Origin of the sequence: Collinsella aerofaciens (assembly GCF_028207065.1) — a bacterium.
Classification (GTDB): Bacteria; Actinomycetota; Coriobacteriia; order Coriobacteriales; family Coriobacteriaceae; genus Collinsella; species Collinsella aerofaciens_AR.
Window position 1 is genome coordinate 25948 of the sequence record NZ_JAQLFP010000025.1, and the last position, 13779, is coordinate 39726.

Genomic DNA, 13779 nt, shown 5'->3' on the forward strand with positions numbered 1-13779 from the left:
AGGGGACAGCACCTTTGTGGTGGTTTTTGTTTTAGGCCGAGGGGAAGGCCTTGGTGAGACCAGCGCGCGTTTGCGTGTCGGTCTTTTGGTAGATGGAGCTCAGGTGACGCTGCACCATGCGCATCGAGATGCCGAGCTCCTCGGCGATCTGCTTGAGCGGGCGCTCGTCCTGGGTAACGGCTACCAGCACGTCGACTTCGCGCGGGGTGAGAGCGTGGTTGGCGATGAAGGCCTGGCGTTGCTCCTCGATACTCGGTGCTGCCAGCGCTTCCTCGGCAAGCTGTTGATGTTCGCGCTCCTGCTCGGTTTGGGGTAGGCGGAACAGGCCGGCTGCCACAAATGCCGCGCAGGCGGCGACGAGCAAAACGAGCGCACCGATCATGATGAGAGCAACATTGCCCGAGGTCACAAGCGCAAGCGAGACGCCCGACGTGGTGAACGCGCACACGTTATTGGCGGCGCGTCCCATGCCGGCCCAGAAGGCGGGCGCGTGCATGCGCGGTGCCAGCTGAGTAAACGTGGCAGTAAAGAACGTGACGAAAAAGCCCGAGCTCAGGTAAAAGACAATGAGGCCCAGGTTGGGATCGGCTCCTGCTTCGACGGCTAAGATCGAAATGGTGGAGAGTACCGTGACGCCGAACATGACGAGTCCCATGTAGCGACGCTCGGCAAGATCAAAGATAAGACCGGCGGCAAGACCGCTCGCTGCCAAAAAGAGGCGCGGCCAGGTCTGCACGGCGATGGTGCCGTGGGCGTTGGAGAACGTGACCACGTTATCGAGAGTAGAGAACAGACAGGCCAGAATCATGACGAGCGCGATGCTCCAACACGCCTGCTTGGCAAGGGCGTGCGATGGCTCAACAAGGGGATTGATGGCGGGGCTGGAGCTCTCAGCAGCCTTTTGGGGAACGACGCTGAGGGCGGAGATGGCGATCGTCGCTGTGCCAAGGACGATGAGCTCTGCGATGCCGCCGCAATTGAGCAGGTTGATGGCGAACTGCATCAGGATGCCCGCGGCATAGGCTGCTCCCGCACCGGTGGCGAGCTTGGGATCGTCTTGGAATGTCGTTGCGAAGGCATGGTGTGCCGCGCCACCCAGTAGGCCGAGTCCAAGGAATGCGAGGCATCCCAGAATCTCGAGCGCAAGCGGGCTCGTGGGGGACTGAATCTGAGTCAACCCCAAGATGGCGATGGGGACGGCGGTGCTGACAACTGCCCGAGGCCGGCCTTTGCGCTGTGCGAGCCCGAGCAGCGGCGCATATCCGATAAAGCCGAGCACGCTCGCACCTAGAATAAAGCCCTGTGCGAGCACAACACGTTCGGCGCCGGCGAGTAGCCCGACATTGACGTCGAAGCGAAACTCGGCGGCAAGGAAGGCGAAGGTGAAGAGCGCGAGTGCCAGAAGCGCGTTGATTTTAGGCCTGCTCAGGTTCAAGGACGGTCCTTTGGGTGGACGAATAATCGTGTCCTCGATTGTAGCGTTCCCGGGACGAGTGTGGCGACAACGAAATCATATTGACTTAAACCGCAGGTAGAGGCCTGGGTTCACATCTACGAACCTAGGCATACGGAGTCATTTGACACATCTTGGTGGTACAGAATCACCGCAAAGGGGACAGGCACCTTTGTGGTGGTATGGCCCATCGACCAAGGAGGCCGTTATGAACGGAAGCCACTTTGATAAGCAAACTCAGCGTGAGCGTACCTGCTCGCTGGTTCACGGTACCTGGCGTTGTGTGGGTGCCAAAATCGCTTGCGCCGGCGCGTGTGCGCTTATGGTCGGTCAGCTGCTGCTGCCGAGCGTAGCGCTGGCGACGGAATGTGCCGATTCCGTCGGTGCGATGGACGAGGTTGCCGCGGCTCCGGTGACGCCGACGGTTGCGGAGGATACGGCTGCAACGACCGCACCAGCTGCTTCGACCGCGCCTGCAACTGATGCTGCTCCGGCGGCGCAAGCCACCGTTGAGCCTCAGCAGACGGCCCCGACTGGCGCCACCGATGAATCCAACGATGCGGCACCCGCTGAACAAAATACTCCCAGCGACAACGCCGCCACGCCGGCGAATGACGCCATCATGCCCTGCGGTGTGACCGATGTTGTTGGCGGCAGCGGCGTTAGGGTCAATATTACGGTGCGGAACAATTACACCGACATCAAGAAAGAAGAAACGATTGAGTATGTGAAGGGGATTGCCCTTGTAGATGGAGACCAGTCTGCTCTCGATGGTAGCGCTTTGACTTTTATCGGCCTGGGGGACTTGATCGTCCATGAGGCGTATGACAGTGCGAGCAATAAAACAACGCTTACCCTGGATATCAGCAAGATTCAGAGACAGAAGGAGGAGCAGAAGTACTTTACGGAGTACAAGGAGAATAAGTCCAAGATGACGACCACCTATGATGGATCCAAGCTTACGTATACGGGTACAGAGCCCGGGAATATCATCATCGGTGATCCGGACGACGCCTTTAAAGGAGACACCGAGGCGACCGGGAAACCCACTATTAACGAGATCCGGGATGACTACTACACCCGCACCCATGTCTACGAGAGGGCGTGCCTTGTTGTCCCGGCAGCGGAATCAGAATCGGAATCCATCTCCTTTGCCAATGTTCAGAATACGAACTTCAATTGGCAGCTGGATACTGGTCCGCAGGCGACGGCAGGTGTCCCTAACTACGATGCAGATAAATACGAAATCGCTTATGAATGCTGGCAGGAATTTGAAAACAACGAACCCGTTGCTGCCTGGTATTCCGATAACGGCTCACATGGTTCCCTGCCGACTATTACAAAGTTTAAAAGCGGGAAAGAGTACGTGTATTCTCTTATGCTGAAGCCAAAAGACGGATATTCCTTCGGCGATGAAACCGTTGTTACCGTAAACGGGGAAACCGTAAAGTCGAGTCTAAGCGGAGAATTCCTGTATGTCCCTGCTATTAAAACAATTACGATGCCTGCTTCGTCGGAAAACGAAGCTCTTGAGAATCTAAACGTCAACGATGTGAAAACCGACTACGCGCCCGGCGAGGCGCCGCGTGCGACCGCGACGATTCCTGCCGCCGATGCCGATAAGTATGAGATCGCCTATGAGTGCTGGGAAGAGATGGATGGCAGCGACCCTGCGGAGCTCAAGCCCGTTGCCTTCTGGTATTCCGACCCTGCCAAGTATCCGACGGGCGCGAGGAGGATCGAACACTTCGAAGAGGGCAAGTTCTACATGTACTCCGTTGAGCTGAGGCTCAAGGGCGACAATACCGTGGGCAATGACTGCATGATGTACGTCAACGGCCATTGGACGCACCACATCAAGACCGTCAACGGCGTCTTCGCGCCAAACGCTGACAATATGCTGTGCGAGCAGCCGATCGACGAATGGCGGGCCATCGACGTTGTCGAGATCAACGGCGCCACGACCATCTTCAAGGCGGGCGACAGGCCGGTCTTTACGGCGGGTACTCCGGCGGGTTCCGACTCTATTCTCCAGTGCGAGTTCTGGACGGGCAGCGACGGAAGTGAGGTGAATTCCGTTGAGTTCTGGGACCAGCACATCACCAACCATATCGACGCGTTTAAGCCCGGTGTGACCTATCGTTACGGCCTGTACTTTAAGCCGGCGCGTGGTTTCTACTTTACGCCCAATACCAAGCTGAAGATCAATGGGGTTGAGTGTGGCTATCAGGTGAGCGAGGCAAGTGAGGTTGATCCCGAGAGCGGTTGGATTTTCACCCTGTGGCTGAACACCAATCTGACGTTTACGCCTGAGACTACGCCGGATCCCAATCCGACACCGCAGCCTGAGACCAAGCCCGAGGCCAAACCTGAAGCTAAACCCTCGGCCAAGCCGGCTACGACCACCACGGTGAGCAAGACGGTTGAGAAAGCCACGCCGGCCAAAAAGTCCGCCGCCGTCCTGGCCGCCACGGGCGACACCACCGCGATGACGGTCACTGCCTTAGGCATCGCCGGCGCAACCGTAGCCGCCGCCGGCCTCGCCGCGACCAAGCGCCGCAAGCGTTAGAGCTGGTTGACGGCTTTCGTTCTCGGCCTCAGCAAAATCTCAATCTGTAACACCAAACTGCCCAAAACGGCTCTAGATGTTACAGATTGAGATGAACCGAATGACCTCCAATCTAATGTCTCGATCTGTAACACCAAGCGGGGAATTTGACCTCTAACTGTTACAGATCGAGACAAACTGGCCGGCCAAGTCCAGAACCGCCACAAAGATGCCTGTCCCTTTTGTGGCGGTTTGCGCAGGTAGAACGGTAGGTTCGTATATATGAACCTACCGTTCGCTTTGTTTTTGGACAACGATTACGCTGGATGACTTTTGGTTTGCAGGAAAGGAACGACCATGAGGTGGACTACTGTTCGAGCGCTTTGCCGCCGCCTGACCATTGCCGCGGTGACCCTCACCATGGTGACGGGCTCGTTGCCTGTGGGCGCGTTTGCTGAGGTGCTCACCACCGATAGCACCTTTGTGCAGACGGATGTCGACCAAGTAGACGCCGTCGACCCCGCCGACGCCGCGCCCGATGCCGACGCCGCCAACGCCGCCGACCCCGCGCCCGATGCCGGCGCTGCCGACCCCACAGTGCTCGAGGCCGGTGACACCCCTACGCCCCCGGCCTCCGAGATTGCATCGGCGGCAGGCCTGACGGGCGCCGGACAGACCGAGAGCACACCTGCGGGTACGCTTGCCACCGATCTTGTCGAGGGCAAGGAGCTCGCCGAGCGGCAAAAGCAAGAGGAGGCTTCCGGCACCGAGGCGACCTGGAACGAGGAACTTGAACTCTGGGCAACCTCGAAGGGCGCCACGGGCGTAAAGGGCGAAGACGACGATGGCTACGTGGCCGGCGAGCAGACCCCCGCGCAGTACTACTTCTCGATCGATAGCCTCACCAACGAAATTTCTATCGAGTATGGCGACGCGGGCATTACCACGTTGGAGGTGCCCTCGACCATCGACGACAAAAATGTCGTAAGCCTTACGGGTATGGGAAGCGCTGCGCTCACATCGATCACCTTCGCCCCTAATTCGCATGTCCGCTCGGTTGGAGGCTTGGGCGGCAGCAGCATCAAAGAGATCGCACTGCCCGATTCGGTCGAGGAGCTCAAGAGCTATGCATTCTACAAAAGCAAGACGCTCCAGACGGTAACCTGGCCCAACAACGCGGCCTTTACCACGATTCCCGAGCAGGCCTTTAAGGAATGTGAACAACTTGACGACAATGTGGTGGCAACGCTGCCGCCTTCGGTCAAAACTATCGACTATCTTGCATTCGCCTATTGCGGCGTGCCGCAGTTCTATGTCTCGGATACAACGGTACTCACCTTTACGCAGATCAATGAGCCGGGCACGGTGGAGCGGATCGGGCACTATGCATTTTGTGGGTGCTCCTTTGTGTCGTCGGTGACGATTGGCGATGGTGTCAAATCTATCGGGGCGCTCGCGTTCGCCTCTCTTGATCCTGCGATTGCCGGCAAAGAGATTGTGCTACCCAAAAGCGTGGAAATGATAGAGTGGGGAGCTTTTGAGAACACGAGATACGGAAACGAGACGAACCATAATGCCGTTGCCCTGCGCGTGATGAACCCCGATCTTCAGTTTGGTGAGGCGGGCTATCCGGGCGACTATAATGAGCGCGTGACAATCGATGGCGTAACGTATGCGATTCCCTTTAGTGAAGGCCAGACCATCTATGCCTATGCGACCGATTCGGCTGGCAACCCCTCGATGGTCAAAAAGCTTGCCGATGCCGTGGCCGATCGCAAGGACTCCGTCGATTCCTCGAAGCCTGCCTACACGTTTGAGTGGATGGGCGAGGCGGCCCAGGTGACGGGCAAACTTCCCCAGAGCGCGACGGCTACACTCGTGCAGGCGGGGCAGTCCACGCCGCTGGCGGTTGGCGATGACGGCAGCTTTACAGCGGACGCCCTCTCCAAGACAGCAGCCACCCTGCGCATTTCGCTCAGCGGTTACTATGACATGGTGCTGGCGCGCCCGGGCGACCAGATGACGGGCACATGGAATATCGGAGAGATTAAGGCGGAGGACTTTACCAAGATTCCGACTTCGCGCGCGATTGAGCTCAACGTGGCCTATCTCGAACCGGTCGCAGGCCAGGATAAGACCGAACGCATTGAGCTCGATAGTCTCGATAACATCGATCTGACGGTGAAGAACGGCGGCAAGACGCTTAAGCCTGCCAAGGGTGACAAAGAAAACGACTTCCGTATCCAGGGCACAGCACTCGTGGTGTCGCAGGCCATTGCCGACGCGGACCAGGATCTGGAGATAACGCTCGAGCCCAAAGACAGCCTCAAGCTGGGTGGGGCGACGGCGACGGTGAAGCCTTCGGCCGGCAAGGTCGATATCGACTTGAAGCCTTGGGGCACGGCGACGGTCACGACCAAGGGCGACTACCTGGGCGCCAACCGCGTGCTGGTGTTCCGTACGTCCGACGGTAAGCTAGTTGCCGACGGTGTCACCTATCTGATGGGTTACGAAGACGATGGCACCACGCCTATCATGAAGGCCGAGACGCCGCGCCTTAAGGCCGGTTCATACACCATCGTCGCCTTTAACAAGACGAGCTACGACATTCAAGCGACGAGCTATTCTATGTTTAGCCGCCTAGGGCTGACCGTGGGTAAGCATATCGCGCAAAAGCAGGTGAAGATTGAGGACGGCAAACAGCTCGACGTGACGCTCGACGTCCCCACGTTTGACGTGGAGACGTATCGTGCCGAGCGCGGGCTGACGGCGGGCTCGGTTATCGCTGATTCGTTCGCGGTCGTTGGCGTGGAGACCGAGCTACGCATTCATTACGAGCTCAAGAACAGCCAGGCTGCCAAGATTGAGATTCCGCTGGCAAAGGATGCCGTCGAGGATGTGTCCGCAGGCTCTCGCGAAGCCGGCGCCAGCTCCGATGCCGGGTGGGTTGGCACAACTTGGGAGGGCGACAACCTCGTTCTCGATATGAAGAAGGGCATGGGCGCCGATGTGTTTGTGCGCTTTAAGCCTAAGGCCGCGGGCATCTATGCCATCTCGCCGCTTATTACGCTGGGCGAGGTGACATTGCCGCTGGGAAGCACCACGCTCGAGGTTAGCGGATCGCGCATCGAGGTCGACAGCACCGACGTTCACAGCCTGCTGGGCAATGTGGCCTACGTTTATGCGGCGCCGGGCAAGAGCGTGCAGCTCACCGTGGGCACGGGCGCCTCGGCTGCAAAGTACACCGGCAAGACCAATAAACTCGGCCGTGCCAAGATTGAATACGACCTGCCGCAGGATACGCTTGCCGCCGAGCGCGTGACGCTCGAGGCGCGCGTGGGCTCGACCGACGTCGCCGCCGCTGCCGCAGAGGTGACGGCTCGCAATTATGTGCGCTATGTTCCGGGTGCTTCGGTCTGGAACTTTGATGTGACGTATCGTGGCGGTACGCAAAGCCTGGTCAAGGACGGCAAGGACACCGGCAAGAGCCTGTGGACCTTCCATCATCTGCCACAAAAGAAGAACGCCTACTGGACCTTTGACATCACGCTCGAGGTGGGAAACGAAGAGGCCGCCGACACGCTCGACCTGTACGTGGACTGCGTGGATGGCAAGACGGTGACGATTCCTCTGACTCAAAAGTCGCGCGAGGGCACCCGTGTTCGCTATGTGGCGGAGTATGTGGACGAGGGTTACCTTAAGCTGCTCGACGAGTTTAACAAGGCGAATGACTCGACCTATGTGAACTGCGGCAACTTTGAGCAAATCTTTATGCCGCAGACCTACCGCATCTCCAATGCTCAGCTTATGACCATGCTGAGTTTTGACGCCAACGCTTCGGCCAAAAAGCATTCCGCCGCGGCCGAGGAGCGCCAGCAGGAGTTCTCGAATGCCGTGCAGCAGTGGCACGAGTATATGATGGATAACTCGTTTAATGATGTCGACGAGGCCTTTAACGACGCGATTGACCAGATGGTCGCCGATGCGTTTGCCGAGGAAGACGAGGACGGCAAGGACGAGGGCGGCAACGCGCGTAAGGCTCGCCGCGCCCCTGCCGCCAGCGACGGTAAGGGTGATGATGCTGACAACGACGAGGCCGCGCAGTTTGCCGCCGAGCTTAAGGCTGCGGTTGGCGGCTCGTCGGTGCTGCTGAGCAAGCAGGGCGACAGCTATGGCGTCAACGTGGACAAGATGATCTTTGAGGACGCGTACGGCACCGGCGAGGATTGGTATCAGGAACTTGCGGCGGCCCAGGGCGCGAACGCTGCGGATGCGGCCGCCATCAAGGAGCTCGTCGACCATGCATCGCGAGCGGAGTTTATTGCCCAGCAGGCCGAGGATCTGGTGGGCCAGTCGATGGGTATCGGCCAGCTCAACCAATACGGAAGCTGGAATGACGCAACCGCTGCGGCGCTCAACAAGTGTGCGGGCATTAAGGCCAGCGAGTACAACGGCCAGTCGACGAGCGGGTTTAACGATTTGGGCCAGGCGCTCGGCAGCTCGCTGAGCTACAAGGCGGCTGACGACGATACCGTCAAGGGCTTTAAGGTCGCCGCGCCCGATGGCGAGCAGACGGCCTATATCGAGTCGGAGTTTATCGAGAACTCCAATAACAACAAGAACCAGGCGCTGCTGTTTAACTCAATCGCCATGCAATGCGACATTTTGGACAATCTGTACGATAACTGGAACGTAGTCCACAGCCTCAATAACTCTACGATTCGCGGTTGGCTTATGGCTTGGAAGCGCAACGGTGACGTCAGCGCCCACATGAAGCTCATCCGCACGATCCGTTCGCTCAAAAGCTACAAGATCGAGTGTGAGATGTTCGGCCAGGTCTTTAAGACCGATGCGTGGAAGGCGGCCGGCCAGGCGTTTCCCGCGGCGACCCAGGGCATCGGCATCTTTACCGGCATTTACGGCGTGAACGATGCCAGCAAGAACTGGGAGAACGTGAACGTCCGTATGCAGAAGGTGAAGGGCGAGCGCGAGGGCTATGAGCTTCAGCATACGCGCTTGCTTGCCAAGCCCGAGAAGACCGAGGACGACTGGAAGTGCATTTACGCGCTGCGCGACGCCATGGAGAAGGCGCGTGCGTTTGAGGATCTGCTGTATCGCCAGCTCTGCCACGATAGCACCGATGTGGCGGTGGGCTCCATTATGACAATCGCCGGCGTGCTGACGGCCGGTTCGGCGGGTACCGTGGTGGGCGCTGCCTATGACGCGGCTTCGACCAGCGTAGGTTCGGAGCGCGCGATTAAGCTGACCAATGCCGAATGCGCCTACGATGTTGCCTGCGAGCAGGTGGAGCGCGCATGCCAGAATCGTATTACGGTCAACTGGGGCGAGCTGACCGATGCCGAGGTCTACAAGGCCAACAAGGACGGCTTGATCTCGGATGAGAAGATGCAGTCGATCTTTGAGGCGCGTTATCGCAATGTGGCTGCCAAGGCTGCACCCGACCCTGCGGGCGTGGTGTACGAGGGCCTGCTGTCCAATACGGTTGAAGGCGCGACGGTTGAGCTGTGGAGCGCCGACGATGCGGCCGGCACCAATGCCACGCGTTGGGATGCCGAGGAGTATGAGCAGGACAATCCGCTTGCAACGGGTGCGGACGGTGCGTACAACTGGAATACGCCGACCGGCTGGTATCAGGTGCGCGTGACCAAGGACGGGTATGAGGAGGCGCGTTCGGCTTGGCTGCGCGTGCCGCCGATTCAGACTGAGGTGAACATCGGTTTGGTGTCGACGGCGGCGCCCGAGGTGGCTTCGGCCCATGCCTATACCGATTGCATCGAGGTTGAGTTTGCGCAGTATATGGACGCGAGCGACGATGCCCTGGTCGCATTGTGCTCGCAGGGCTTGGGCGACGTGACGTATACGTGGCTCGACAAGCAGGACGATCCCAATGGCAAGCCGTTGTCGCGCGTGCTGCGCATTCGCTATGCCGATGCGCGTGAGGCGGGCTCGACGGTGGCGTTTGAGCTTGATGGCGCTCGGAACTATGCCGGCACGGCCATGTCGCGCTGGGCAAGCGGGGAGCTTGCCGTGGGCGTTCGTGCCGACAAGCTCAGGCTCAACGTGGAGCAGGCCGTGACCATGCTTGAGGGCAGTGACTTTGAGCTGGTGGCGCACGTGACCGATAAGGCGGGCAAGCCGTTCGCGGGCGCCAAGGTTAGTGTTGGGCTGGAGTCCTCGGCTATCTGCTCTGTCGATGCCACCCAAGCCGTGACGGGCGAGGACGGCGCGGCGACGTTTGTGCTGCATGGTGCTCTGCCCGGTTTGACGACGTTGACGGCGGCGGTGGACGGCACGGCGCTGTCCAAGCAGGTCGACGTGCGCGTGTCTGCCGAGGCAGTGCGACCGGCGCGACCGGTGGCGACGATTGGTGCGACGACGTTTGGTGCATGGTCGCCCAAGGAGAACTACATTACGGTGCCCAAGGGTACGAAGCTGGAGCTTTCAGCCGAGGACGGCACGACGATTTGGTACACCACCAACGACACCTGCCCCTGCCGTGACGAAGGCCGCGTAAAGTACATCGAGCCCATTGCGCTCGATAGCAACATGTATGTGCGCATTGCGGCACAGCGCCCTGGCATGTCGTACAGCGAGTATTCCGAGCGTTTGAACATTACGATCACGGTGACCGATGAGGCGGTGCCTGAGCCCAAGCCGGAGCCCGAGCCCAAGCCGGAACCCAAGCCGACGCCTGGCAGCGGTGAGCAGGGTGGCGGTGCGGATGGCTCTGGCGGTACCGGGGCTCCTGCGGGTGGTTCGACTTCGACGACGACAACGGTGACGACGGACAAGTCCAAGGGTAAGGGCAAGAACGGTAAGAAGTCCGATAACGCGGTGCTCGTCAACACGGGAGACGCCACTGCGATGACGGTCGCCGCCCTGGGTATCGTCGGCGCAACCGTTGCCGCCGCCGGTGTTGCCGCGACCAAGCGCCGCAAGCGCTAGGTTTTGGCGACGGCGCCCATCCTCGGCTTTAGCAAAATCTCAATCTGTAACACCAAACTGCCCAAAACGGCTCTAGATGTTACAGATTGAGATGAACGGGCGGACGTTCGCACAATATCTTGATCTGTAACAACTACGAGGCTCAACAGGGTCTGGCTGTTACAGATTGAGACAAACGTCGGAATTGGTTCGCCGGCCAAGTCCCCGACCACCACAAAGGTGCATGTCCCCTTTGTGGTGATGGGTTGGCCGGCATAGAAAAAGTCCCCGCCGGGCGTGTGCTCGACGGGGACTTTGCCGTTTGATGGCTAGCGCTGCAGGTGGTTACTCGCCCAGCAGGCTCTTGGTGATCGAAGCGGCGGCCTTCTTGCCGGCGCCCATCGCCAGAATGACCGTAGCGGCACCGGTGACGATGTCGCCGCCGGCCCAGATGCGGGGATCGGTGGTCTGGCCGGTCTCCTCGTCGGCAACGATGTAGCCCCACTTGTTGAGCTCCATCTTGCCGCCGATCTTGGCAGCGAAGGGGTTGGCGTTGGTGCCGATAGCCGAGATCGCGACGTCGCAGGGGATCTCCTCGATGGCGCCCTCGATGGGCACCGGGCGACGACGGCCGGACTCGTCAGGCTCGCCGAGCTCCATCTTCTGGACCTTGACGGCGCACACGGAGCCGTCCTCGCCAGCGACAAACTCGAGCGGGGAGACGAGCGGCAGAACCTCGACGCCCTCGGCCTTAGCATGGTGCAGCTCGGCGCGACGGCAGGGCATCTCGTCCTCGGTACGACGATAGGCGATGATGGCGTGCTCGGCGCCCAGGCGCTTGGCGGTACGGACGGCGTCCATAGCCACGTTGCCGCCGCCAAAGACGACGACGTTCTTGCCGTGCTTGGTGGGGGTGTCGTACTCGGGGAACTTGTTGGCCTTCATCAGGTTCACGCGGGTGAGGTACTCGTTAGCGAAGAAGACGTTGGGCAGGTTCTCGCCGGGGACGTTGAGGAACTTGGGCAGGCCAGCGCCGGTCGCCACGTAGATGGCGTCGAAGCCCTGCTCGAACAGCTCCTCGGCCGTGGCCATGTTGCCCACGACGGAGTTGTACTCAAACTTGACGCCCATGTCCTCCAGGCCGTCAATCTCGCGCTTGACGACTGCCTTGGGCAGACGGAACTCGGGGATGCCGTAGACCAGCACGCCGCCGCCGGTGAAGAAGGCCTCGAAGACGGTGACGTCAAAGCCGTTGCGGGCGAGCTCGCCGGCACAGGTGATGCCGGACGGGCCGGAGCCGACGACGGCGACCTTCTTGCCGTTCTTGGGGGCCATCTTGGGCGTGGAGGCGAGCTCGGGGCGATCACCCAGGAAGCGCTCGAGCTGGCCGATAGCCACGGGCTCGGACTTCTTGCCACGGATGCATTTGCCCTCGCACTGGTTCTCCTGCGGGCAGACGCGGCCGCAGATGGCGGGAAGCATGGAGTCCTCGCGGATGGTATCGAGAGCGCCGCCGAAGTCCTTCGCGCGGATCTGCTCGATAAAGCGGGGAATGTTGATGTTGACGGGGCAGCCCTCAACACAGAACGGCTTCTTGCAGTTGAGGCAGCGCTCGGCCTCGGCCAGTGCCATCTCCTCGGTGAAGCCCTTGTCGACGGGGCGGAAGTCGCAGGCGCGCTCGGCAGCCGGCTCCTCGTTATCGGGGGTGCGGGGCGACTTCATATCGGCAACGAAACGACCGTTAACTAGTGGCATGCGCAGCTCTTTTCCTCATAGGCCTTGAGGGACTCGCCCTCTTCGGAACGGTAAGCGGCCTGGCGGGCACGAAGGTCATCCCAGTCGACCAGGGTGGCATCGAAGTCGGGGCCGTCGACGCAAGCGAACTTGGTCACGCCGCCCACCTCGACGCGGCAGCAGCCGCACATGCCGGTGCCGTCAACCATGATGGGGTTGAGCGACGCGGTGATGGGGGTGTCGTACTTCTGGGCGGTGAGGGTCGAGAACTTCATCATCGGAACGGGGCCGACGCAGAAGACCTGGCTCACGGCCTTGTCCTGCAGCAGGCGCTCCAGCGGAGCGGTGACAACGCCCTGCTCGCCGTAGGAGCCGTCGTCAGTGGTGATGTGGATGTGGTCCTCGTCGAGGAGCTCGCGGAACTGGTCCTCCATGAGCAGGAGGTCCTTGGTGCGAGCGCCCATGATGGCGTGCACCTCGTGGCCGGTCTCGACCAGGTGCTTGGCGACCGGGAAGGCAATTGCCAGGCCGACGCCGCCGCCAATGACGGCGCAGGGGCCCTCGGCCATCTCGGTGGGAACGCCCAGCGGGCCCACGACGTCGCGCAGCGACTCGCCGGCCTCGTAGGTGGAAAGCATCTCGGTGGTCTTGCCGATCACCATAAAGATGAACTCGACCCAGCCCTCGTCACCGTTCCAGCCGGCCAGGGTAAACGGGACGCGCTCGCCCGTCTCGTTGGCGCGAACCATGAGGAACTGTCCAGCGTGCGCATGCTTGGCGATTGCGGGCGCCTCGATGCGGAACTTGAACACCTTCTCAGAGAACTGCGTCTTCTCCAGGATCTTATACATAGAACCCCTCTCTTGTTAGGGCCGCCGAACCGTGCCTCCACGGAAATGGACGGTAGCCCGAATAAAACCGTACGCGCACAGGCGTTGTGCAGACATACGATGCAAATTATACCCTCATGGACATGCTGTTTACGTGTGTCTTCGGCGGTTGGGAAAAGTGACCTGCCAAAAAGGGACAGGTTTATTTTGGTAGGTTTTATCAGGCAAAACGGCAAAGGGGGCCGGCCTCGCGCTTTGATGAGGCCGGC

General features: G+C 60.1%; 5 protein-coding genes. 2 read left to right on the forward strand and 3 right to left on the reverse strand.

The annotated features are described in order from the left end of the window. Positions 1-31 precede the first annotated feature (31 nt). Entirely contained in the window at positions 32-1435 is a 1404-nt protein-coding gene (locus tag PMX72_RS07820; RefSeq protein ID WP_271729480.1) for a helix-turn-helix transcriptional regulator, read from the reverse strand. A gap of 226 nt (positions 1436-1661) precedes the next feature. Here PMX72_RS07820 and PMX72_RS07825 point away from each other — a divergent pair, with 226 nt between their 5' ends. Beyond that, the gene (locus PMX72_RS07825) at positions 1662-4022 is read left to right on the forward strand and encodes an LPXTG cell wall anchor domain-containing protein (RefSeq protein WP_271729479.1); all 2361 of its coding nucleotides are present in this window, start codon (positions 1662-1664) and stop codon (positions 4020-4022) included. A gap of 336 nt (positions 4023-4358) precedes the next feature. Next, positions 4359-10967, forward strand: coding sequence for a leucine-rich repeat protein (locus tag PMX72_RS07830; RefSeq protein ID WP_271729478.1), 6609 nt, complete (start codon positions 4359-4361; stop codon positions 10965-10967). Positions 10968-11291: 324 nt separating this feature from the next. Here PMX72_RS07830 and gltA read toward each other — a convergent pair whose 3' ends face one another. Further along, positions 11292-12701: an NADPH-dependent glutamate synthase gene (gltA, locus tag PMX72_RS07835; protein WP_089572633.1), complete on the reverse strand. Its 1410-nt coding sequence runs from the start codon at positions 12699-12701 to the stop codon at positions 11292-11294. Beyond that, positions 12692-13531: a sulfide/dihydroorotate dehydrogenase-like FAD/NAD-binding protein gene (locus tag PMX72_RS07840; RefSeq protein ID WP_006235793.1), complete on the reverse strand. Its 840-nt coding sequence runs from the start codon at positions 13529-13531 to the stop codon at positions 12692-12694. Before PMX72_RS07840 ends, gltA begins: the two co-directional genes overlap by 10 nt. Between the last annotated feature and the right edge of the window lie 248 nt (positions 13532-13779).